General features: G+C 73.8%; 24 protein-coding genes. 10 read left to right on the top strand and 14 right to left on the bottom strand.

The genetic code is table 11. From position 1 onward, the window contains the following. The first annotated feature begins 17 nt into the window (after positions 1-17). A complete protein-coding gene (locus FRAEUI1C_RS12480; protein WP_013423657.1) occupies positions 18-734 on the top strand; it encodes an HAD family hydrolase in 717 nt (238 codons plus the stop codon). Positions 735-803: 69 nt separating this feature from the next. On the opposite strand, the gene FRAEUI1C_RS12475 is transcribed toward FRAEUI1C_RS12480, so the two are convergent. Next, positions 804-2,372, bottom strand: a complete 1,569-nt coding sequence (locus FRAEUI1C_RS12475) for a DHA2 family efflux MFS transporter permease subunit (RefSeq protein WP_013423656.1) — start codon at positions 2,370-2,372, stop codon at positions 804-806. Positions 2,373-2,577: 205 nt separating this feature from the next. Between FRAEUI1C_RS12475 and FRAEUI1C_RS12470 the strand changes: the two genes are divergently transcribed. Both FRAEUI1C_RS12470 and FRAEUI1C_RS12465 read left to right on the top strand, forming a co-directional pair. After that, entirely contained in the window at positions 2,578-3,144 is a 567-nt protein-coding gene (locus tag FRAEUI1C_RS12470; RefSeq protein ID WP_157734915.1) for a MarR family winged helix-turn-helix transcriptional regulator, read from the top strand. A 132-nt stretch (positions 3,145-3,276) separates the two neighbouring features. Further along, a complete protein-coding gene (locus tag FRAEUI1C_RS12465) occupies positions 3,277-3,549 on the top strand; it encodes a hypothetical protein (RefSeq protein ID WP_013423654.1) in 273 nt (90 codons plus the stop codon). A gap of 43 nt (positions 3,550-3,592) precedes the next feature. Here FRAEUI1C_RS12465 and FRAEUI1C_RS12460 read toward each other — a convergent pair whose 3' ends face one another. Then, on the bottom strand, positions 3,593-4,408 hold the full coding sequence (locus FRAEUI1C_RS12460; protein ID WP_013423653.1) for an NUDIX domain-containing protein: 816 nt from the start codon (positions 4,406-4,408) through the stop codon (positions 3,593-3,595). 222 nt (positions 4,409-4,630) lie between these two features. Between FRAEUI1C_RS12460 and FRAEUI1C_RS12450 the strand changes: the two genes are divergently transcribed. From FRAEUI1C_RS12450 to FRAEUI1C_RS12440, 3 genes are read left to right on the top strand one after another with little or no spacing between them, the layout of a single operon-like run. Continuing rightward, positions 4,631-5,389, top strand: coding sequence for a class I SAM-dependent methyltransferase (locus FRAEUI1C_RS12450; protein ID WP_013423652.1), 759 nt, complete (start codon positions 4,631-4,633; stop codon positions 5,387-5,389). A 40-nt stretch (positions 5,390-5,429) separates the two neighbouring features. After that, positions 5,430-6,002: a flavoprotein gene (locus FRAEUI1C_RS12445; RefSeq protein WP_013423651.1), complete on the top strand. Its 573-nt coding sequence runs from the start codon at positions 5,430-5,432 to the stop codon at positions 6,000-6,002. Further along, on the top strand, positions 6,002-7,006 hold the full coding sequence (locus tag FRAEUI1C_RS12440; RefSeq protein WP_013423650.1) for an aldo/keto reductase: 1,005 nt from the start codon (positions 6,002-6,004) through the stop codon (positions 7,004-7,006). The genes FRAEUI1C_RS12445 and FRAEUI1C_RS12440 overlap by 1 nt, the downstream gene beginning before the upstream one ends. A 44-nt stretch (positions 7,007-7,050) precedes the next feature. Here the strand turns inward: FRAEUI1C_RS12440 and FRAEUI1C_RS12435 are convergent, their stop codons facing one another. The 4 genes from FRAEUI1C_RS12435 to FRAEUI1C_RS12420 all read right to left on the bottom strand — a co-directional run bounded on the left by FRAEUI1C_RS12435 (position 7,051) and on the right by FRAEUI1C_RS12420 (position 9,770). Continuing rightward, positions 7,051-7,587 carry a YbaK/EbsC family protein gene (locus FRAEUI1C_RS12435; protein ID WP_013423649.1) on the bottom strand — a complete coding sequence of 179 codons (537 nt, stop codon included), beginning with the start codon at positions 7,585-7,587 and terminating at the stop codon, positions 7,051-7,053. Positions 7,588-7,639: 52 nt separating this feature from the next. After that, positions 7,640-8,218, bottom strand: a complete 579-nt coding sequence (locus FRAEUI1C_RS12430; RefSeq protein ID WP_013423648.1) for a DUF421 domain-containing protein — start codon at positions 8,216-8,218, stop codon at positions 7,640-7,642. 72 nt (positions 8,219-8,290) lie between these two features. Beyond that, positions 8,291-8,518, bottom strand: a complete 228-nt coding sequence (locus tag FRAEUI1C_RS12425) for a ferredoxin (protein WP_232425400.1) — start codon at positions 8,516-8,518, stop codon at positions 8,291-8,293. A 4-nt stretch (positions 8,519-8,522) separates the two neighbouring features. Further along, positions 8,523-9,770: a cytochrome P450 gene (locus FRAEUI1C_RS12420; RefSeq protein WP_013423646.1), complete on the bottom strand. Its 1,248-nt coding sequence runs from the start codon at positions 9,768-9,770 to the stop codon at positions 8,523-8,525. A gap of 210 nt (positions 9,771-9,980) precedes the next feature. Here FRAEUI1C_RS12420 and FRAEUI1C_RS12415 point away from each other — a divergent pair, with 210 nt between their 5' ends. Beyond that, the gene (locus FRAEUI1C_RS12415; protein ID WP_013423645.1) at positions 9,981-10,781 is read left to right on the top strand and encodes an enoyl-CoA hydratase; all 801 of its coding nucleotides are present in this window, start codon (positions 9,981-9,983) and stop codon (positions 10,779-10,781) included. 94 nt (positions 10,782-10,875) lie between these two features. Here FRAEUI1C_RS12415 and FRAEUI1C_RS12410 read toward each other — a convergent pair whose 3' ends face one another. The 5 genes from FRAEUI1C_RS12410 to FRAEUI1C_RS37545 all read right to left on the bottom strand — a co-directional run bounded on the left by FRAEUI1C_RS12410 (position 10,876) and on the right by FRAEUI1C_RS37545 (position 15,715). Beyond that, positions 10,876-11,757: a polysaccharide deacetylase family protein gene (locus FRAEUI1C_RS12410; RefSeq protein ID WP_013423644.1), complete on the bottom strand. Its 882-nt coding sequence runs from the start codon at positions 11,755-11,757 to the stop codon at positions 10,876-10,878. A 106-nt stretch (positions 11,758-11,863) separates the two neighbouring features. Beyond that, positions 11,864-12,826 (bottom strand): isopenicillin N synthase family dioxygenase, encoded by a 963-nt coding sequence (locus FRAEUI1C_RS12405; RefSeq protein ID WP_013423643.1) that lies wholly within the window; start codon positions 12,824-12,826, stop codon positions 11,864-11,866. Positions 12,827-13,333: 507 nt separating this feature from the next. Next, positions 13,334-13,705 carry a hypothetical protein gene (locus tag FRAEUI1C_RS12400; RefSeq protein ID WP_013423642.1) on the bottom strand — a complete coding sequence of 124 codons (372 nt, stop codon included), beginning with the start codon at positions 13,703-13,705 and terminating at the stop codon, positions 13,334-13,336. Positions 13,706-14,194: 489 nt separating this feature from the next. Then, the gene (locus tag FRAEUI1C_RS12395) at positions 14,195-15,283 is read right to left on the bottom strand and encodes a P1 family peptidase (protein ID WP_013423641.1); all 1,089 of its coding nucleotides are present in this window, start codon (positions 15,281-15,283) and stop codon (positions 14,195-14,197) included. A gap of 246 nt (positions 15,284-15,529) precedes the next feature. Beyond that, positions 15,530-15,715, bottom strand: coding sequence for a hypothetical protein (locus tag FRAEUI1C_RS37545; protein ID WP_013423640.1), 186 nt, complete (start codon positions 15,713-15,715; stop codon positions 15,530-15,532). Between the two features lie 411 nt (positions 15,716-16,126). Between FRAEUI1C_RS37545 and FRAEUI1C_RS12385 the strand changes: the two genes are divergently transcribed. After that, positions 16,127-17,275, top strand: coding sequence for a thiolase family protein (locus FRAEUI1C_RS12385; protein ID WP_013423639.1), 1,149 nt, complete (start codon positions 16,127-16,129; stop codon positions 17,273-17,275). 28 nt (positions 17,276-17,303) lie between these two features. Here the strand turns inward: FRAEUI1C_RS12385 and FRAEUI1C_RS12380 are convergent, their stop codons facing one another. Beyond that, the gene (locus tag FRAEUI1C_RS12380; RefSeq protein WP_013423638.1) at positions 17,304-17,996 is read right to left on the bottom strand and encodes a DUF1918 domain-containing protein; all 693 of its coding nucleotides are present in this window, start codon (positions 17,994-17,996) and stop codon (positions 17,304-17,306) included. A 346-nt stretch (positions 17,997-18,342) separates the two neighbouring features. Between FRAEUI1C_RS12380 and FRAEUI1C_RS12375 the strand changes: the two genes are divergently transcribed. Beyond that, complete coding sequence (locus FRAEUI1C_RS12375) at positions 18,343-18,789, top strand: SsgA family sporulation/cell division regulator (RefSeq protein WP_013423637.1); 447 nt, start codon at positions 18,343-18,345, stop codon at positions 18,787-18,789. 607 nt (positions 18,790-19,396) lie between these two features. Beyond that, positions 19,397-20,056: an SAM-dependent methyltransferase gene (locus FRAEUI1C_RS12370; RefSeq protein WP_013423636.1), complete on the top strand. Its 660-nt coding sequence runs from the start codon at positions 19,397-19,399 to the stop codon at positions 20,054-20,056. A gap of 37 nt (positions 20,057-20,093) precedes the next feature. Here the strand turns inward: FRAEUI1C_RS12370 and FRAEUI1C_RS12365 are convergent, their stop codons facing one another. After that, entirely contained in the window at positions 20,094-20,864 is a 771-nt protein-coding gene (locus FRAEUI1C_RS12365; RefSeq protein WP_013423635.1) for an SDR family NAD(P)-dependent oxidoreductase, read from the bottom strand. A gap of 41 nt (positions 20,865-20,905) precedes the next feature. Continuing rightward, on the bottom strand, positions 20,906-21,874 hold the full coding sequence (locus FRAEUI1C_RS12360; protein WP_013423634.1) for an SDR family NAD(P)-dependent oxidoreductase: 969 nt from the start codon (positions 21,872-21,874) through the stop codon (positions 20,906-20,908). Positions 21,875-22,129: the final 255 nt, after the last annotated feature.

Genomic DNA, 22,129 nt, shown 5'->3' with positions numbered 1-22,129 from the left:
GTGACAGGATTTCGGCTGTGGCTGTGCGGCTGGTGCTGTGGGACATCGACCTGACGCTGATCAACGCCCGGGGCATGGGGCGGGTGGTCTACGAGCGTGTGTTCCCGGGCGTCACCGGCCAGCCGATGCGCGAGGTCGCGATGCTGTTCGGTGGCCGCACGGAGCTGGAGACCATCCGGGACACCCTGGAGCTGCACGGCCTTCCGGCGACCGACGAGCTGGTCGACGGCCTGCTGGCGGCGCTGGCCGAGGGGTTCGAGGCGGCCCGCGCGGAGCTCACCGCCAGGGGCGTGGTCCTGCCCGGCGCCCTGGAGGCGCTGGTCGCCCTCGCGGACCGGCCTGGCCTGTGGCAGAGCGTGCTGACCGGCAACACCCGGGCGGTCGCGGCGATCAAGCTTGAGGCGTTCGGCCTGGACCCCTACCTGGATCTCTCCCTCGGCGCCTTCGGGGACGACCACGCCGACCGGGCGGCCCTGGTCGACATCGCCCTGGAGCGGGCCCGCCACCGCCTCGGCGAGGTGATCGCCCCCCGCGACGTCCTGCTCGTCGGCGACACCGTCAACGACGTCACCGCGGCCCAGGTCTCGGGCGCGCGGCTCGTCGCCGTCACCACCGGCCGGTACTCCGAGGCGGACCTGCGCGCCGCCGGCGCCGAGACCATCCTGGCCTCGCTCACCGAGCTGCCCGCGCTGCTGCCGGCCCTGATCGAGGACGACCCGGTCCCGACCGGCTGACCTGCCCCCGACGCGACGAGCCCCGGCCTGGACCGCCGTCCAGGCCGGGGCTCGCTGTCGCGGGGTGCGTCAGTCGACCGCGACGGGCTCGCGGGCGGGAGTGGCCGGCGTGACCGGCGTGGGGACCGCCGCCGGCGGGGAGATGCGCGGCAGGAACAGGCTGGCCACGAAGCCGAGCGCGGACAGGCCGATGACCCACCAGAAGGTGGCGCCGAAGGCCGAGGCGACCTTGTCGGCGACCGGGCCGGGGAGCTTCGCCCCGGTCACCGCGAGCGTGCTCTTGCCACCGCCGACACCGGGCAGCCGGCTGGCGATGTTGTGCTGCAGCTCCACCGCGACCAGCGCGGTGGCCACCGAGCCGCCGACGCGCTGCAGGATGTTCAGCGTCGTCGTCGCCCGCGGCACGGCGCTGGGGGCCAGTGTCTGGTAGGCGGCGGCCATCGCCGGCATCATCGCCGCGCCGAAGCCGAGGCCGCGCACGAACAGCACGGCCGCGAGCACCAGCTCGTTCGTGTGGCCGCCGACCATCGTGAACGGGATGGTGCCGACGAGCGTCAGCGCCATGCCGACCGGGACGACGGAGCCGGGTCCTCGCCGGTCGGCGATCCGGCCGGAGAACGACATCGCGATCATCGCGCCGAGGCCCTGCGGCGCCAGCAGCAGACCGGCCGTCGACGCGCTCAGCCCGCGGTCCACCTGGTAGTAGAGCGGCAGCAGGAACAGCGCGCCGAACAGGACCGCGCCGATCACGAACGTGGCGACGCTGGCCAGGCTGAAGTCCTTGTTGCTGAACAGCTTCATGTCCAGCAGCGGGTGCTGCGCGCGCAGCGCGTGCAGGACGAAGGCCACCAGCAGTACCAGGCCGATGATGATGCTGAGCTCGACCTTCAGGCTGCCGAAGCCGCCGCCGTTGCCGGCCTCGGACAGGCCGTAGACCACGCCGGCGAGCCCGGGCGAGATGAGCGCGAGGCCGGCGAGGTCAAGCCGGTTGCTCGACGAGCCGCGGTCGTCGCGCGGCAGCACCCGCCACGACAGGAACAGCGCGAGCGCGCCGATCGGCAGGTTGACGTAGAAGATCCAGCGCCAGCTGAGGTTGTCGACGATGAGGCCGCCGATCACCGGGCCGAGGACCGGGGCGATCAGGGTCGGGACGCCGATGATGCTCATCACCCGGTTGATCCGGGTCGGTCCGGCGGAGCGGGCCAGCAGCGTCATGCAGATCGGCATGATCATGCCGCCGCCGAGGCCCTGCAGCACCCGGAAGCCGACCAGCACCGGCGCGGACCAGGCGAGACCGCACAGGGCGCTGCCGACGATGAACATCGTCAGCGAGATGTTCCACATCCGGGTGGCGCCGAAGCGCTCGACGGCCCAGCCGGACAGCGGGATGACGACGGCGAGCGCCAGCAGGTAGCCGGTGGTCACCCAGGAGATCGTCGACAGGGAGGTGTTGAACTCCTTGCCCAGGTCGCGGATCGCGACCGACACGATCGTGGTGTCGAGAATGACCATGATCGCGCCGAGCATCACGGTCCCGCAGAGGCGCAGCAGCGCCGGGTCGAGCTTGCCGTCGTCTGGGACGGGCCCAGGCACTGCGGCCGTCGCTGGCCGCGAGGCCGCGTCAGGTTGGTCGGACACGAAATAGCTCCCTGAAATGTGGCCGTCCGTCACGGCGGCACGGGCGGAGGTCGGTCGCGGGCGGACCCGCCCCCTCCGCTCCCGCGGCCTGACGGCCTAAGGATGACGTCTGCTCCGGGCTCAGCATCCAGCGTTCGTTGAGTGGTGTCAAATATATCGTCCTCACAACGACACTTTCTGAGCAAGCACCCGCTACCATCGAGACATGATCGAAGCCGCTCGGGAGACCCCCGGTGAGGTGGCCGGCGGGATGGCCATCGCGCCGGCGGCACCCGCGCGCGCGACCGCGGGCCCGGAGATCGCCAAGCGGGACGCGTTCGCCAGTGAGGCCTGGCGCGCGATGCTGGCCCTGACGCTCGGCGGGGCGGCGCCCGCCCGGATGCACACCGTCTGCCAGGCGACGGACCTCACGCCGGCCGCGCTGAAGGTCCTACTGGTGCTGTCCGACGGGCCTCGCCCGATGCGCGAGCTGGTCGAGACGTTCCGGCACGACCCGTCCTACCTGACCAGCGTCGTCGACCTGCTGGAACGCCGCGGCGTCGCCCGGCGCGAGCCGCACCCGACCGACCGGCGCGCGAAGACCGTGGCGCTGACCGACGAGGGCCGCGAGGTCCTCGCGCAGGCCCAGAAGCTCCTCGCGGTCCCACCGCCGTCGATGCGGGTGCTGTCGCCGGCGGAACAGCGCCAGCTACTGGGGCTGCTGATGCGCGTCCTCGATGTGGAGCCCGGCATTCCCGAGGCGATGCGCCCGCGGATACCCGACTCCGACTGATCGGCTAGGCTGCTGGCGATTTCGGCTGGTGGGGGTCGGATCGCGCCGTTTCACCCTGGACGGACGGCCGTCTTGGCCGGGACCCCGTCCTGGGCGGGGCCGCGTGACCCGGCGCGTCGAGACGGAGGACCGATGTCGCCCACAGGGGCCGAGAAGTCGCTCGGCACGCCCGCGAGCCCGGTGGCCGCGCCGAGCCTGCCCGCGCCGCCGCCCGCCGCGGCTCGCAAGTACCGCGAGCCGCGCTACGTCGTGCTGTGCCTGCTCGGCGTCGCCATGCTCGTCTCCATCGGCGGCTGGATCGCCATGGTGCTGATGGACAAGGCCGTGCCCGACGGCTTCCCGGTCGTCATCGGGACCGTCATCGGCGGGCTCGTCGGGATAGCGGCGAGCGACCGGCCCACCTGATCGCCCGCGGCCGGGCGTGCCGCCCGGCCGGCACCGTCGCGACCTACCTGACGGGTCCCAACGGGAAGGCCGCCGGGCCGGCGACCGCGGCCAGGTCCGGCGCGTCCTGCCGGAAGGCCCGCAGGATCGGGTCCACATCGCCGCGCGGGTCGCCGGGCGCGGGAAGGTCCGCCTCGACGCGGACGAAGGCGATCTGGTCCAGCTCGGGCTCGTGGCCCACCGCGCGCTCGGCGTCCACCAGGGCCGCGTAGCTGGCCCGCAGCGCGCCGGCCGGTCGGGGCGGCGCCAGGAACAGGACGCCGACGTCGCCCTGGCGGCCCCGGCTGAGCCGCCAGAGCCGCAGGTCGGCGGCGGGGATCTCGGTGCCGGTCTCCTCGCGCAGCTCACGGGCGGCCAGCGCACGCAGGTCGGCGACCTCCAGCGGGTCGCCGACGGCCGCGGGCGGCTCGCCGGTGCCACTCGGCAGCTGCCAGCGGCCCGGCGACGAGGTCCAGGCCGCCATCCGCCCGACCATCAGCGCGCCGTCGTCCGTCGGCTGCAGCACGCTGACGAACAGGTGCGGCAGCCAGCGCGCGGAACCAGGCGTCCGGGGCGACACGTAGCGGCGGTAGGTCGCCCGCAGCCAGGTGAGCACCAGCGTTCCCGGCTGGGCCTCGTCCCAGCGCAGCCCGCCGGAGGCCGCCACCGGGCCGTCGAACAAGCCCGGCTTCGCCCGCACGGCCTCGTCCCACGCGTCGTCGACGGCGGCCTGGTCGGCCCGCGAGAGCGGCGGTGGCTCGGCGGGCACCAGCCGCAGCCGGGCCGGGGACAACAGTTCGATTCCTGTGAACAGCGGGAGCCGGTCGGTCACGACGACCACGCTCCCACACTCCGTATCCGGACGGACCGCGTTGCCGCGGTCGCCGGACGCGTCCGGCCCGCGGCAGGCTGACCCGCCGCGGGCCGCGCCGACCGGGTGAACAGGGCCGAGGCCCCGCCGCCGGGCCGCCGGGCCAGCCAGCCGGCCGCCCAGATGTGAGTACCGACACCGTCGGCGGCCCCCCGTCCGGCACCGGCCCGCCGCCCGAGGATCATCGTCGGCATGGCCACCCCTTCCGCCAAGTTCGACGGGCTAGCTGACAGCTACGAGCGCACCCGACCTCGGTACCCGGTCGAGCTGTTCGCGCACGCGGTCGGCCTCCTGCCTACGGATGCCCGACCCACCGTCGTCGACGTGGGCGCCGGGACGGGAATCGCGCTCGAAGCGCTCCTTCCCCTGCTCCCGGCCGAGGCCGACGTCCACGCCGTCGACGTCTCGGGCGAGATGATCGAGCTTGGCCGGCAGAAGTTCCCGGCGGTCACCTGGGCGAAGGGCAACGCGGAGCAGCACCTGGCCACGTTCACCGGCGTCGATCTGGTCACCGCGGCGCAGTCCTACCAGTGGCTGGACCGGCCGGCGTTCCGGGCCGCCGCGGCGAGCGCGCTGCGGCCGGGCGGGGTCTGCCTGGTCATCCAGAACAACCGCGACCTGACCGCGGGGGGCCTGGCCGCCGACTACGAGGACCTGCTGGAGGAGCTGTCCCCGTTCTACAGCCGTGGCTTCCGGGCGATCGACGTCGAAGGCGAGCTCGCCACCACGTTCGACGAGGTGCGGCGCGCCGAGCAGGCCTGGCGCCAGCCGCTGACCGTCGGCGAGTTCGTCACGATGAGCTCCTCGTCGACCCAGGCGCAGCGCGCGATCGCCGCGGTCGGCGTGCAGTTCCTGCGCCGCGTCCGCGCGCTGGCCGCGCGCCACGAGAAGGATGGCCACGTCCACGTCCCGTACATCACCGAGGCCTTCTACGGGAAGGCCCACGCCTGACCGGCCGGCACCGGGCCGCCACCTGATCGGAGCTGCGCGCATGACCAGGCCCGAACTCGGGGTTCTCTACGTGGTGGTGTGCGGTGGCCAGCCCGCGGTCGGTCTCGTGCCGTTCGTCGAGCGGGCGCTCGCCGCCGGGTGGGACGTCTGCGTGGTCGCGACCCCGGCGGGCACGAAGTTCATCGACGCCGGGCTCCTCGCGCGGCTGACCGGCCACCCGGTCCGCTCCGAGTACAAGCGGCCCGACGAGCCCGACGTCCTGCCGCCCGCGGACGCGTTCGTCGTCGCGCCGGCGACGTTCAACACGGTGAACAAGCTGGCCGCCGGCATCTCCGACACGCTGGCGCTAGGCCTGCTCAACGAGGGGCTGGGCGCGGAGAAGCAGATCCTGCTCGTGCCGGCCGTCAACGGGCCGCTGGCCCGGCACCCGGCCTTCGTCGCCGCCCTGACGACGTTGCGGGCCTGGGGCATCCGGGTCGTCTTCGACCCGGAGGCGACCGGCCGGCCCTTCCCCTGGGAACCGCTCAGCGAGGAACTCCCGCCACTGGCCGGCTCGCCGGGGCGGACTCACGCGAAGAAGCTCGTTGCTGACGAGGAGAGGACCTCCACCTGATGTCACCGAACGCGCAGTCGACGCCCGCCCAGGTTCCCCTGGGAAGTCAGGGACTCGTGGTCTCGGCCCAGGGCCTGGGCTGCATGGGAATGTCGGACTTCTACGGCGGCCGTGACGACGAGGAGTCAGTCGCCACCATCCACCACGCCCTGGACCTCGGCGTGAACTTCCTGGACACCTCCGACCGGTACGGCCCGCACACGAACGAGCGCCTGGTCGGCCGGGCCATCGCGGGCCGGCGCGCCGAGGTCGTCGTCGCGACGAAGTTCGGCATCGTGCACGACCCCACGGACCCGACGGCGCGGCCGGTCAACGGGCAGCCCGCCTACGTGAAGGCCGCCTGCGACGAGTCGCTCAGCCGGCTCGGGATCGACCACATCGACCTGTACTACCAGCACCGCGTCGACCCGACCGTGCCGATCGAGGAGACCGTCGGCGCGATGGCCGAGCTCGTCACGGCCGGCAAGGTGCGCTATCTCGGGCTTTCCGAGGCCGCCCCCGCGACGATCCGCCGGGCGCACGCGGTCCACCCGATCTCGGCGGTGCAGACCGAGTACTCGATCTGGACCCGGGACCCGGCGGAGAGCGAGATCCTCCCGACGACCCGGGAGCTGGGCATCGGCTTCGTCGCCTACAGCCCGCTCGGCCGGGGCTTCCTGACCGGTACGTTCCGCACGGAGGCGGACTTCGCGGCCGACGACTTCCGCACGAGCCTGCCCCGGCTGCGGGGCGAGAACCTGGCCGCCAACCTCGCCGTCGTGGAACAGGTCGAGCGGGTGGCCGCCACGCACGGCGCCACGCCCGCGCAGGTCGCGCTCGCCTGGGTGCTGGCCCAGGGAGCCGACATCGTCCCGATTCCGGGCACGAAGCGCCGCCGCTACCTGGAGGAGAACGTCGCCGCCGCCGCGGTCACCCTGACGGACGCCGAGCTGGCCACGCTCGCGGCGGCCGGCGCCACGGTCCAGGGCCTGCGCTACGCCAACATGTCGAACGTGAACATCTGACGGCGGCCTGGCCGGCCGGGTCGGCGTGAGGGCGCGGCGGGCCCCTAGGCAGGCAGGCCGAGGCCGTCGAGGACCTCGGCGGCCGGCAGGGTCGCGAGGGTCTTGCCGGCGAGGGCGAGCTTGGAGCGGCGCAGGCCGCTGCCGATGACCACCCAGGGGGCCGCGGCCACGGCGGCGTCGACGAGGACCGGCCAGTCGGCCGGCAGGCCGAGCGGCGTGATGCCGCCGAACTCCATGCCGGTGGCGCGGGCGACGTCCTCGCGGGCGGCGAACGAGACCTTGCGGGCGTCGAGCCGGCGGCGGACCAGCCCGTTGACGTCCGCGCGGGTGGTCGCGAGCACCACGCAGGCGGCGAAGGTGACGGCCTGGCCCCGCTTGCCCGCGACGACGACGCAGTTCGCGGACTCGGCAGCGCCGATCCTGTAGGCGGCGCAGAACGCCGCCGTGTCGGCGAGGTCCGGGTCGATCGGCGCGGCCTGGACGGCGTCGGCCAGACCGAGCGAGGCGAGCGCGGCGGCGACCGGGCCGGCCAGCAGGTCGGGCCTGGACAGCGCGGGCTCGAAGGCGAGATCCGTGGGCATGCCCCATCTTCGCCCGCGACCGGGCCGCTGGATCAACGCGGGGCGTGTGGCGCTAGGACGGGGCCAGCCGGGCGAGGGCCGCGCTGATCTCGTCAAGGCGCGCGTCGACGTGGGCGCGCAGGGCGGCGAGGTCGCCGCGGGAGGCGTTCTGGTCGGCGGCGCGGAGCTCGACGACGATCGCGCCGCCGGGGGCGATCGTCGCGGACTCGACCTCCGCGACGTCGTCGGCGCCCTGGACTCGCAGGGCCCGCTCCACGTCACCTCGGCGCAGCCCCTCGTGGCGCAGCGCCCGGTCATCGAACTGGCCGTCGCTGATCAGGACGGTCGGGGTTCCCTCGAACAGCCGCTCGGCCGCGGCGTTGTCCCGCAACAGCCGGACCGCCACCCCGTTGACGACGAACAGCGTCACCGCGCCGATGACCCCGCCCGTCAGGCTGTTGTCGTTGCCGATGATGGCGTTCTGGACGACGTTCGACACCAGCAGCATGACGACCAGGTCATGGGTGTTCAGCTGGGCCATCTCCCGTTTTCCGAACACCCGGATGAGCACCGTCATCGCCACGTACACGGCGACGGTCCGGATCACCTTCTCCCCGATGGGAATGCCCATCGTGAACAGATCCGAGAGCACAGGCCACCTCCATGCCTCGCGGCCGCGGTGCCGCACCCGCGCAGGGGCATGACACCACGGCCACGGCGGCCGTCAGCGGGCAGGCCGGCCCAACGGGTCACCCCACACCGTGATGGCCCGTTCCGGGCAGGCCGACGCTCCTCTTCTGGCCTCGGCCTCGGCGCCGGCCGCGATCTCGCGCTCGCCGGGCACGGCGTAGCCCAGCTCGTCGAGCGCGAACACCTCGGGGGCGGTCGCCTGGCAGCGCGCGTGACCGGTGCACTTCGCGCCGTCGACGGCGACCTTCACCGACTCCCCCACCGGGTCACCGCGACCAGCGCAGCCGCAGCGTGTTCAGGGTGAACATCTGGCCGGACGCCTCGGCCGGGCTGAACTCCGGGTCGAGCTCGTACTCGGGGATGAGCCGGTGCCATTCCTCGTAGGCGACGCGCAGCTCCAGGCGGGCCAGGTGCGAGCCGAGGCAGCGATGCGGCCCGGCGCCGAAGGTCAGATGGGTCGTCCGGTCCCGGTCGAAGTCGACCTCGGCGGCCCGGGGGTAGGTCGCGTCGTCCCTGCCCGCGGCGGGCAGCGAGATCATCAGGGTGTCTCCCCGGTAGACCGGGCAGCCGTTGATCTCGGTGTCCTCGGCCGCGTCCCGCATGATGTTGACGATCGGGTAGGCCCGCAGCAGCTCCTCGACCGCGTGCGGCACGACCGCGGGATCCGCCGCGATCCGGCGCCGGTCGGCCGGGTGGGTCGCCAGGTGCAGGAACCCGTACCCCAGCTCGGCGGTGACGGTGTCCAGCCCGGCGAGGAACATCAGCAGGTAGAACGAGAGCAGGTCGTCGTCGCTGACCGGCTCGCCGTCGAGCCGCCAGCTCAGCGCCGTCGTGACCAGGCCTCGCGGCCGGTCCTCGGGCGGCATGGCACGGCGGGCCGCCATCGCGGCGACGAAGTAGTCGATGATGGCCGTCAGCGACCGTTCCAGGTTCACGCCCGCCGTCGCGGGGTCCGTGTGGTCGGGGTGCAGCAGGTGTTCCTTCCAGACCAGCATCTCGTCGAGGTCCTCGACCGGCAGGCCCATGATCTCCAGGAACACCGTCGGCGGGAACCGCAGCGCGAACTCCCGGACGAGGTCGCACCCGCCCCGCGCCCGCAGCTCCTCGATGATCTCGGCCGCGTGCCGGCGCATCACCGGTTCCCAGGCTCCGACCGCCGCGGGCGACCAGTAGGGCGCGAGCAGGCGCCGCCACGCCGTGTGCGCCGGGCCGTCGAGGCTCTCGGGGATGAGGACGAAGTCATTGGGCTGGCCGTTCACCCCGAGCATGTAGCGGGACTGCGGGAACCTCCGCCAGTCCTGCGTGATCGCCAGGGCTTCCTCGTGGCCGACGGCCAGGTAGAACCCGCGGCCGGACTCGACGTAGTGCAGCGGTCCCTGCTCGCGTAACTCGTCGAAATCGCGGAAGCCCTGCAGGGCTGGTCGTTCCGGGGCCTCGTGCACGATGCTCGCGACCGGGCAGCCCAGGGCCCTGCCGTCGGTCCGCCGGGCCGTGGTGACAACAGGATCTGGCATCGCCGACCTCCACCTAGTGCCGGGATCTGGTGCCGGGATCTGTGCGCCGGGACACGCCCCGAACCCGGACAGCATCGTCGTTCACCGGCCGGCCGAAAACCACCGTGCTGGGGAGCTCCTTACCTTTGCCTCTCGCCGGGCAACCTGTGACGCTGAGGACCGCCACGCCACGAGACGCCGTGACGCCGAGACGCTGAGACCGAGGTGCCCGTGACCGAGCCCGTCGTCCGCTACGAGGTGGCGGACCGCGTCGCGACCGTGACGCTCAACCGTCCGGAAGCGCGCAACGCGCTGAACAGGGCCCTCCTGCAGGCGCTGTGGGACGGCATCCTCGCGGCCGAGGCGGACCCCGAGATCGACGCGGTGATCCTGACCGGCACGGACCCCGCCTTCTCGGCCGGCGTCGACCTCAAGGAGGCCTCCGGCGAGGCCCCGCGGTCCGCCGCCGGCCGGCCGGCCGGCGCGGGCCCCGAGCGCGACAGCAACGGCCTGTTCCGCTTCCTGCCGGTGATCTCCAAGCCGGTCATCGGCGCGATCAACGGAGTGGCGGTCACCGGCGGCCTCGAGATCGCGTTGCAGTGCACCTTCCTCGTGGCGTCCGAGCGGGCCCGGTTCGCCGACACGCACGCGCGGGTCGGCATCATGCCGGGCGGCGGGATGACGGTGCTGCTGGCCCAGACGATCGGCCTGCGCCGCGCGGTGGAGCTGTCGCTGACCGGCAACTTCGTCACCGCCGTCGAGGCGCTGGACCTCGGCCTGGTCAACCACGTCGTGCCGCACGCGGAGCTGCTGCCGTTCGCCCGCAAGCTCGCCGGCGACATCGTCAGCAACGACCAGCGCGGCGTGCGCCGGCTGCTCGCCCACTACCGGTCCCTGGCGAACACGGCGACGCTGGACGAGGCCCATCTGCTGGAGGGCATCCTCGCGGAGACCTGGCGGCGGGACCCGGCCGAGCTCGCGGCCCGCCGCCGCGCCGTCACCACCCGGGGAAGAGCCCAGACCGGCTCCTGACCGACGCCGAGGCGGGCCGGGCGAGCAGGGGTCAGGCCAGCAGGGGGTCAGGCCAGCAGGGGGTCAGGCCAGCAGGGGGTCAGGCCAGCAGGCGTTAGGCGAGCAGGGTGTGGACCGTCACCGGGGTGAGGCCGGCGGCCCGCAGGTTGGCGACGATCCTGGGGAACGCGGCCACGGTGCCCGGGTAGCCGAAGTGCATGCTCACGATCGAGCCAGGCCTGGCGCCGGCCCGCACCCGGGAGACGACGGCGTCCGCGCCGGGCGAGGTGTAGTCCAGCGGGTCGACGTCGAAGTCGACGACGGTCGGGTAGCCGGCGGCGCCGGCCTGCTCCACGATCAGCGGCGTCGCGGCGCTGGTGCCGGACGGGCGGAAGTAGCGGCCCTGGGCCGGGGCCAGCCGGGACAGCACGTCCCGGCAGCCGACGATCTCCTGCGCCACCTGGGCCGCGGGCAGCCTGGTCAGCGTCGGATGGGTGAAGGTGTGGTTGTCCAGCTCGTTGCCGGACGCCAGGAGCGCCGGGACCAGGTCGGCGTGCTCGTCCAGCCACTGGCCGACGGCGAAGACGGTGATCGGTACGCCGAGCCGCGTGGCGGCGTCGAGCAGCTGATGGGCGAGCGACACGTCCTGGCCGGCCTCGTGCGGGCCGATGTGAAAGGTCAGCGCCACCTGGTTGCGGTCACGCGGGCCGTTCGCCACCGCCTGCGCGGTGACGGGGGCGAACGTGAGCGCCGGCTCGGCCGTCGGCGTCGGGCGCGGGCTCGTGGGTACTGGCGACGCGGCCGCGGGGACCTGCGCGGGAGCCGCGCTGTCGCTCGAACAGGCCGCCGCGAACCCGGCGGTGGCGATCACCGCTCCGGCGCCGGCCAGCAGCTGGCGGCGCGACGCCGGAACCCGCCGGGCGTCCGGCGGCGTCTCCTGGTCACCGGCCGTCGGGGCACCAGGGGTCGGGTCACCAGGCGTCTGGTCGCGAGCCACGGCCGCAGCCTATGCAGTCGGCCCTAGGCCCGAGAGCGCGGCCCACCGCCCGGCGCGCGGCGGCGAGGCCTGACGCTCGCCCCGAGGCGGCCCGGGTCGGCGGCCGTCAGGCGACGGTGGCGGCGCTGGCGCGTTCCAGCAGGTAGGTGCTGGCCATGACCGGCGGGTAGGCGGTGCCGGCGACGAGCGGCTCGACGATCGCGTCCAGATCGGACTCCAGGAAGACGATCAGGGACAGCAGCTCCTCGTCGGGAGCCTCGGCCGGCGGCGGCAGCACCCGATGCCGGGTCGACCGCCACCGGTCACCGGTCCAGCGGGCCAGCAGGTCGCCCACGTTGACGGTCAGGGCGTCCGGCTCGTAGGGGGCATCCATCCAGCGGCCGTCGCGGGTCTGGACCTGCAGGCCGCCGTAGCCCGGCTGCCGGTCGAGCACCGTCAGGACGCCCCAGTCGGTGTGCGGGGCCACCCGGTACTGATGGTCGCGCGGCGCCCCGGTCTCGGAGCGCGGGAGGTACCGGTTGATGTTGAGGCTGTGCGGGCCGGCCTGGACCCGGTCGACGAACCAGCCTTCGGGCAGGCCGAAGGCCACGGCGCAGATCCGCAGCAGGTCGTCGTACAGGGCGCGCACCTCGGCCGCGAACCGCTCGCACATCGCCTGGAGCTCCGGGCACTCGCCGGGCCAGACGTTCGGCGCGAACCACCGGTCGTCCAGCTCGGGGTCGCCGGTGGCGAAGGCCCGGCCGAAGGTGAGCGTCTCCTTGAGGTCGGCCCGGGTGGCGTCGGCGACCTCGCCGTAGAAGGCGTTGGCCTCGCCACCGACCGGGATCCAGCCCCGGCCGCCGACCCGGGTGACGTAGGGGGATTTCGCCTCACGCGGGAGCCGGAAGAACCGGGCGGCGCAGGCCCGGATGTCCGCCCGCAGCCGGGCGCTGATCCCGTGCCCGCCGACGAGCAGGAACCCGGACTGGCGCAGGGCGACGTCCAGCTCGCAGGCGAACCGGTAACGCTGGTCGCCGGTGCCGTCCCGCCACCGGCGGATGTCGAGCAGCGGGAAATCAGGTGTCGTCATCATTCGGTCCCTCGCCTGGGCGGCCCGCCGTCCGGGGCCGGTCGTGGTCGGCTCGGTGCGCCCGTGCGTCCCGCGCTCGGCCAGGCCGTGGCGGCGCGACCGGGCGTCGGGACCGGACGTCACCGGCGGGCAACGGTGCCGCGCGGTGGTTCCCGTCTCAGGCCATTACGTCGTACCGAGGTTTCACGGGCCGGCCAGCCGGGTTACGGGACCGTGGAATGTGTGCGCCACATGTGTCACAGGCGCGCAGCCGGGCGCGCGGGCCGCCCGCGGGACCTGTGGTCACCGGGATGGCGCCCAGCTGGCCGTGACGCCCGGGCCGAAAGGCCTTAATGGCGGTGACCCGGGCGAGTTGAACGCCACGACCGCGGGAGCTGTCAGCTGCCGGACAATTTCCGGTCGCCGGCCGTTACACCAGCGGGTGTAAACAGACCGGTCACCGGCTGGAAACGACGCGATGAGGTCGTCCCGGTCCGGACGAACCCGCCGGAAGCGCGTGCGGCGAGGTCAGGCCGTGCGGCGCGGCGCGGCGGTCGCCGTGGTGGCGGCCCGGTCGACGGCCGCGTTGAGATCGACGGCGGCGACCGTCCAGCGGCGGTCGCGCGACGTGGCGGCGCCGAGATCCTGCAGGTGGCGGAGCTCCGCGGTCACCTCGGCTGCCGAGAGACCGAGGTCATACGCGAGGGAGCGGGCCCGGACCGGGCGGTCGGCCTCGGTGAGGGCCGCGTGCAGCCGGATCGCGACCCAGCTGGGGCGCCCGGTCGTCGCGGCGGCAGGCTGTTGGTGAAGCCGGCGCGACTGATTTGACCCGGTCGTGGTCTCGGCTACTAACCGAGGCTTCCGGCGGCCAGAAGAGGTGGTACCGCTCACAGCATTCATCAGGTCACCCGTCCAGAATTCGGCTCTCCCCAACAATGCTTGACAACGCGGCGCCAGTCACGGTGAGGTTCATCGCGCAACAGGCAGTAACCAGACGAATACATAAATTCTGGCCCATCCTGGAACCCACCGGTACACCGCGTACCGAACCGACTCGCGCGGCCTTCACGTCCGTCGGCCCTGGCCAGCGTGGCCCGCGCCCCGACGGTGTCCCGCGCTCGTCGGCCCGGGCGGCCCCGGCCATGCCGGCACGGTAACCCCGACCGGCGCGCCTCGTCCACGCGGCGCGCCCCGCGTGACCCGAGTTCACGCCGCCCGCCACGACACCCGACGTCACCGGGCTGACCTGCACAAACACGATGCTGTTCGGGAATTTCGCCGCCTCGCGGCCCAGGTCCACGCCGGCCCGCCCCTCCCGGCTACCGCCGCCTCGCGGCCCAGGGCCCCCGCCGACCCGCGGGCCGCCCCGGCTACCGGCGGCGCCGCGGTCTAACCGGCGAGGCCGGCCGCCCGGCCGGGCCCGAGCACGAGTTCGCCGTAGCCGGGCAGGTCGGCGAAGCCGGTCGCGTGGAAGACCGCGTCGGCGACGGCGTGCGCGAAGACGTCCGCCGCCGCGGTGAGCAGGGCGTTCAGGTTGCCGGCCGGCCGGTCTCCGGTCGCCAGGGCGAAGACCGTGTCCCCGTCGACCATGGTGTGCACGGGGCGGATCGCGCGGGCCATGCCGTCCTGGCCGCTGGCGGCGAGCCGGGCGCACTGGGCCTTCGTCAGCACCGCGTCCGTCGCGACGACCCCGATCGTCGTGTTCATCGGCGAGCTGGCCGACGACGGCGGCGGGCCGTGGCTGACGTTGAAACCGGTCGGGAACGGTCTCGGCCGCCGCTCGGAGGCCAGCCAGGCCGCGAGCAGGTCGGGATCCGGGTCGGGAAAGACCGCGCCGAGGTCGCCGTACAGGCGCCCGGTACGTGGGTCGACCGCCGAGCCGGCCGAGTTGACCACCGCCAGCGCCGCGACCGTCGTCCCGTCGCCGAGCACCGTCGCCGCTCCGCCGACCCCACCGGCGAGGCCGCAACTGCTGGCCCCGGTACCGGCCCCCACCGAGCCGCGCGCCACCGGCCCGGTGGACGCGTTGTCAAAGGCGAGCGCGCCGAGCTCGGGACCGGGGGTCGCGCTGGCGGCCGGCAGCGCGCCGCCGCGGCCGAGGTCGAAGATGACCGCGGCCGGCACGATCGGGACCACCCCGGCGGCACCGACCGGGAACCCGATGCCCGCGGCGGCGAGGCGACGCATCACCCCGTCGGCGGCGGCCAGCCCGAACGCGCTGCCGCCGGCCAGCACGACCGCGTGGACCCGTTCGACCATGTTGCGCGGGTCGAGCAGCTCTGTCTCCCGGGTGCCGGGCGCGCCGCCCGCGACATCCACGCCACCGACGGCGCCGCCCGGCGGTGCCAGCACGACGGTCACCCCGGTCCGCCAGCCGTCGGTCACCCGGCGGGCATGCCCGACCGAGAGCCCGCGGACGGCGGTCAGCGACCCCACCAGGCCGGCCGCGCCCACGGTGGCCGAACCGGCGCCCGTCACCGCCCGCTCCGGGACCCGACCCACACCGACGCCCACCCCTGGCCAGCCCGTCTCATGGTCCGCATGCTGCCGCGCCACGCGCCGCGGCGCGACCGGCTCCCGCCGGCGGCGCTCGGGATGGCGGGCCACCGCACCGGCCCCGATCGCCGTTTGAGCCCTGGGGTGGTTGCGGAAACGCGCCCGTCGCTGCCGATCCAGGGCCACGACGGCGATCAGGGCGACGGTCGGACCCCGGCGGTCACAGCGCTAGTTGAGGCGGCCGAGGCCCGCGAGCCGGCGCTCGTCGAGCGCGCGCAGCCGGTCCGCGACCCGGGTGAGCAGGTCTGGGTCATCCAGGCAGGTCACCGGATGACGAGCCGGCGGGACCGGCTTCGGAACCCGCTGCGGCAGCGGCGCCGCGTCTCCCCCACTACCGCCCCTGGTCCGGCGCACCGGCTCCTCCGCCTCACGTTCGCCCGGGCCTGCCTCGGCCTTGGATGACACATTTGGATGACGCAGCCACAGCTCGTTGGGCCCAGCTTGTTGACACAGACGCGGTTCGACGACACAGGCACCGGATGACAGGGACACCCTGCCATCGAAGCTAGCCGGAGACTACCGGAACGCCGAGTTCCGACCCGACTACACCCCGCCCGACGGCTGCGCGGCCCAGCCAGAGACGTTCGCTTCGGCACAAGTACCGGCGCCGACGGCGAAAGGCCGCTTATCGTCTTCCCTCGCGGCGTGCGGCGCGGACAGGCGCCACGCGACGGGCGGTCGGCTCGCGGCCGGGCCACCGGCCCGGCGGGCGGCCGCGACCGCGGACCACGACCCCGCGCGGCGGGTGTCGGGAAGGGAACGGCAGTGCGGGACGCGGTGATCGTCGAGGCGGTTCGGACGCCGATCGGGAAGCGCAACGGAGCCCTCGCCGGGGTGCACCCGGTGGACCTGGCGGCGCTGGTGCTGCGCGAGCTCGTCACGCGGACGGGCGTCGACCCGGCCCTGATCGAGGACGTCCACTTTGGCTGCGTGGGCCAGCTCGGAGACCAGTCCAGCAACGTCGCCCGGTTCGCGATCCTCGCCGCGGGGTGGCCCGAGCACGTCCCGGGCGTGACGATCAACCGGGCCTGCGGCTCCAGCCAGCAGGCCATCGAGTACGCGGCGATGGCGGTGCTGTCCGGGCAGCAGGACCTCGTCGTCGCCGGTGGCGTCGAGAGCATGAGCCGCATCCCGCTCGGCGCCTCCCGCCAGTCCGGCGAGCCGTACGGCGCGACGGCCCGCGACCGCTACGACGGCTCCGACTTCAACCAGATCACCGGTGCCGAGCTGATCGCGCGCCGCTGGGGCTTCGGGCGCCGCGAGCTCGACGAGTTCTCCGCGCTCAGCCACGAGCGGGGCGCCGCCGCGATCGACGCCGGTGCCTTCGACACCCAGGTCGTCGCGGTGCCGACCGAGGCCGGCCCGTTCACGGTCGACCAGGGCCTGCGCCGCGGGACCACCGCCGACACCCTGGCCGCCCTCAAGCCGGTCGCGGGCCCGGACGGCCTGCACCACGCGGGCAGCTCGTCGCAGATCTCGGACGGCGCCGCCGCGCTGCTGATCACCACGTCCGAGAAGGCCCGCGAGCTGGGCCTGACCCCGATCGCCCGCTACGTCGCCGGCACGGTCGTCGGCGCCAACCCGGTCGAGGTGCTGTCCGGCCCGATCCCGGCCACCGAGAAGCTGCTGGCGAAGACCGGCCTGTCGATCGACGACATCGGGGCCTTCGAGGTCAACGAGGCGTTCGCGTCGGTGCCGCTGGCCTGGCTCGCCGAGACCGGCGCCGACCCGAAGCGCGTCAACCCGCTCGGCGGGGCGATCGCGCTGGGCCACCCGCTGGGCGCGTCCGGGGCGATCCTGATGACCCGCCTGATCAACCACCTGCGCGACCACGGCCTGCGCTACGGCCTGCAGACCATGTGCGAGGGCGGCGGAACGGCCAACGCCACCCTCGTCGAGCTCCTCGACGCCTGATCTGCCCTGGCGGTCGCCGCCGCGGCTCTCAGGTGTGGCGGCCCACCCGGGCCAGATGGCGGATCTCGGCGTCCGACCCCGGGTAGAAGAAGGTGACCTTCCCGTCGTCCGACCAGCGGACCCGGAACGGCGGGTTGCCGAACGGCCCACTGACCTCGACGACCTCGCCGTCCCGGTCCGGCTCGTCCTGGGTGTGGCGATGGACGACGATCTGGTCGCCCACCCGGGCCTGGCCCGGCCCGGGCTCCGTCCTGGCCGTTCGGGCCTTCCGCTCGGCCTTCGCGGCCGGAACCGGAAGACCGGCCTCGTGGCGGGGGTGGTGAGCCTCGTTGACGACCAGGGCGCCGATGCCGCGCAGATCCTCGGGGACGGCCTCGGCGAGCAGGTCGTCGAGCGAGATCAGCCCGACCACCTCGGCCCCGGCCACCAGCGGCAGCCGGCGCACCGAGTGGGTCTGGAAGGCCCGCACCACCTCCGCGCGTTCGGCCGTCACCGGCAGGGTGACGACGCCGCTGGTCATCACCGCGTCGACCCGGGCGTCGCGCGGCATCCCACGCGCGACGGCCCGGAGTACCAGATCACGATCGGTCACGATGCCGACGAGCCGCTCCCCGTCCAGGACGAGCAGCGCACCCACTCCCGCCCGGTCCATCAGGCGGGCGGCGTCCGCCAGCGTCGTGGCCGGCGAGACCGTGACCGGCACCTGGTAGGGAATCGTCATCTCGCCCTCCTCAGCTCCGGGCGCGCGCCCGGAGGTCGTCGCGCGGCGCGGGCGCCCTCGGATCCAGCCTTCCCCGCTGGTCGCGGGAGAGACAGCGCCGGGTGTGGTCGGCCCCGACGCCGGGCGGGTCTCCCGGCCGCCGGGCGTTCCGGCGCGGGTCGGCGAAAAATCAGTCGGACGCGGAGTGCCCGCATACATTGAGCGAAGTCGGCCGAGATGTCACCATTGGCGGTACGCCGCGCCGACAGGCGCCAGCAGGAGCAGCGCATTGAGGGTCTGGCCGGTTTCCCGCCGACGCGCGACCATATCGGCATCGTCAACACTCGCCCGGCGAGGGGAGGCCGCAGTGACCCGCGCCGAAGCAATCATCAGTGTCTCGTTCGACGCCCGGCTCCTGGACGAAGGCGGGAAATTCCCCGCCGAGCTGTCCTACCGGTCGACGGACCCGTTCGCGGTCGTCATCCGGTTCGACGTCGGCAACGGCGCCTGGGTCGAATGGGTTTTCGCCCGGGAGTTGCTGGAGGACGGCCTGCGCCGGCCCGCCGGGATCGCCGACGTCCGGGTCGCGCCGATAACCCACGCCGGCGAGACCGTCGTAGAGCTCTCCCTGTCGAGCCCCGGCGGGCACGCGAGGATCGGGCTGCCCCGCTGGGCCGTGCGCACCTTCCTGCGCCGCGCCGCCGCCGCGGTGCCCTCCGGCGGCGAGTCCCGCCACATCGACTGGGACCTGGAGCTGGCGCCGCTCACCGAGGGCGGTCCGCTCACCGGCGACGGCCCCAGTATCGCCGGCTGAGGCAGTGTTGCCGGGCTGAGGCAGTATCGCCGGCTGAGGCAGTGTTGCCGGCTGAGAGCGCGCCCCGAGCCTGCCCACGCGGGTGGTCGCGCCCCGTTCTCGGGACAAAGCGGGACCGGGCCGTACGGTGCGCCCGGACGGGAGCAAGCGCGCGTTCAGGACGGCAGGCGGGAATTCGGCACCCGGTGCCGATAGATGGGCGGCGCGCGGAGGGGTTGTGTGTAGACCGGATGGGCGGGTATAAGGCTTGTAGGTGAGAGAAGCCACCATCCAATGGCACGGAGAAGTTGGAGGCGTCGACAAGGCGTCATCCTCGCACCGTGCATCACCTAATGCCGCGAGTGCGGCGTGAGCGTGGTCTTCTCTCACCTTGTTATTTCTCGGCGCCAGCAGGTGGTGTGGCCGGAATGTCGTGCCACATTCCGTAGCCCCGGCGCGACGCTACGGCAGCCGAGGACGCCCGGTTGTCATGGTTGGCCCGGGTTCACCCGGCCTCTGGGATAGTCGGGGGCCCGAGGGGCGGACGGCACCGGCATGGCCGGAGTGGTCCGCGGGGCGAGCGGCGCCGGGCCGCGGCCGGGGACGGGCGGAAGGAACCACGATCGCTATGCGGGCGTCGGACTGGGATGCGCGGTACGCCGGCACCGAGCTGGTGTGGGGGCTCCCGCCGAACCGGTTCGTCGCGGCGGAGCTCGCCCAGCTGCCGGCCGGCCGCGCGCTCGATCTGGCCTGCGGCGAGGGGCGCAACGCGATCTGGCTGGCCAGCCGGGGCTGGCACGCCACCGGTCTGGACTTCTCGGCCGCCGCGATCGAACGCGCGGCCCGACTCGCGGGCGAGGCAGGGGTCGCCGACCGCACCCGGTTCCGCGTGGCCGACGTGATCGCCGAGGCGGAGCCGGAGACCGGCGGCAGGTCCGACCTCCCGGCGGCCGGCTGCTTCGACGCCGTCATCGTCGCCTACCTGCAGATCCCCGCGCTCGCCCGCCGGATCGCGCTGCGCCGCGCCGCCGCGTGGCTCGCGCCCGGTGGCACCCTGCTCGTCGTCGCCCACGACGTGGAGAACCTGACCGACGGCATCGGCGGTCCCGGGGAGCGCGAGGTCCTCTACACCCCGGAGGACACCGCCGCCGACCTCGCCGACGTTCCCGGGCTCGTCATCGAGCGCGCCGGCCGCGTCCCGCGCCCGGTGCGGACCGCCGCGGGCGAGGTCAATGCCGTCGACACCCTGCTGCGCGCCCACCGCGCGGCGGGCCCAGCAGCGGACTGACGCTCGACGAGCGGTGGCGAGGGCGGCCCCGCCGGGGTCAGCCGGCGGTGACGCCGCCGTCCGAGGACAGGATGGCGCCGTGGATGTTGCGGCCGTCGTCGCTGGCCACGAAGGCGAACAGCTTCGCGATGTCGTCCGGCTTGGCCATCCGCCGCGGGACCATGTACCGGCCGACGAGCTCGAAGTCCACGTCGTCGGGGAAGGCGGTCGCGGCCACCAGTGCGGTCTCCGTCCCGCCGGGGGCGATGGCGTTGATACGGATCTTCTTCTTGAGGAACTCCATCGCCAGCGCGCGGGTCAGCTGGACGACCGCGCCCTTGGTCATGCAGTACAGGACGGTGTAGGCGCCGCCCATGAGGCCCGAGTTCGACGCGATGTTGACGATGTTGCCCCTGGTCGCCAGCAGGTGCGGGATCGCCGCCTGGGCGAAGAAGAAGTACGCGTCGGTGTTGATCGCGAACATGAGCCGGTACTCGTCCTCGGACACGTCGGTCACGTGCCCGGTGCGCAGGATGCCGGCGACGTTGCCGAGCACGTCGAGCCGGCCGAACTCGGCGACCGCGTCGTCGACGGCCGCGAAGCAGGCCGACCGGTCCCGCACGTCGGTGACCCGCCCGACGATCGGACCGGCGCCCTCGGGCCTCTCCTTGCCGAGGGTCTCCAGGCCGGCGGCGTCGACGTCGCAGGCCAGGACCGAGGCGCCCTCGGCCGCCAGCCGCAGCGCGACGGCCCGCCCGATCCCGGAGGCGGCTCCGGTGACGAGCGCGGCGCGGCCTTCGAACCGACGCAGCAGGTTGTCGTGTGCCATCCGGGTGCCTCCTGGGGACGGATCGGGGGTGGGCTCGATGGTCACGGCCTGCCGGCCGGGCGGTCGGCTGGGCGAGAGGCCGGGCGGGTGGCGGGGCGGGTAGCTGGGCGGGCGGCCATGAGGTTGGCCTCCAGCAGGTAGCCCGGATCGGACCGGTCGACCTGGGAGTGGGCGCGGGCGAGGATCTTCGCGCTCTGTGCCTCGCTCGGCACCGTGATCCAGAAGGCGTCGGCCCGGATGCCCGCCAGGCACAGGTCGGCGACCTCGGACAGCGGCGCGAAGACCACCGGCAGCCCGGCGGCGTCCATCCGCTCCTGGAAGGCGCCCAGCGAGTCGCGCCCCTCCTTCGGCGGAGCGCCCGGGCGGTCGTAGCGGTCGGGCCGGTTCGCGCCCGGCCGCCAGATCCCGGTGTTGAGCAGCCCGGGCGTCACGGTCGAGGGGTAGAGCAGCGAGGCCGAGACCTTCGCGCCCGACTGCCGCAGCTGGCCCCACAGGCATTCGGTCACGGTGGTGACGGCGGCCTTCGTCGCCGCGTAGACGGCACTGTTGATCAGGGGGGTGAAGCCGCCGTTGCCGGACGTCGTGTTGACGATGTGGCCCTCGACGTCCTGGTCGATCATGGTCTGGGTGAACGCGCGGATGCCGTTGACGACCCCGAGCACGTTGACGTCGAAGGACCAGCGCCAGTCGTTGACGTGGTGCTCCCAGAGCTGGCCCTCCGACCCCGAGCCGATGCCCGCGTTGTTGCACAGGACGTGCACGCCGCCGTACGCGGCCAGCGCGGCGTCCCGCAGCGCCTCCACGGACTCGAGCGACGTCACGTCGGCGACCACCCCGGTGACCTCGTGGCCGGCCTCGCGCAGCTCGGCCGTGGTGCTCTCGACGAGCTCAGGCACGACGTCCGCGAGGACGGCCTTCATCCCCTCGGCGCAGAACCGCTCGACGAGGGCCCGGCCGATGCCCTGGCCCGCGCCCGTGACCACGGCGACCTTGCCGGCGAAGTCCCGCACAGCGCACACCCCTGTCTGTCCCGGCCGCTGTCTGTCCCGGCCGCTGTCCGTCCCGGCCGCTGTCCGTCCCGGCCGCGACCGGCGGCACCCGTCACCGAGTAGAACGGGTTCTACAAAAGCGCTGAAGTCGCCCCGGCGCAAGAGTCGGTGTGCGTCGGCCTCCAGCGGCCCGGGGCGACTCGCTCGTCCGAGGGAGTCGGAATCATTCGTACGGACGAGGCGGACCGACAGCCCGGCGGGCGATTATGGGAGGAG

This window comes from Pseudofrankia inefficax (genome assembly GCF_000166135.1).
GTDB lineage: Bacteria > Actinomycetota > Actinomycetes > Frankiales > Frankiaceae > Pseudofrankia > Pseudofrankia inefficax.
Note: the sequence above shows the minus strand (reverse complement) of the source record. Positions and strands in the feature narration are given on the sequence as shown.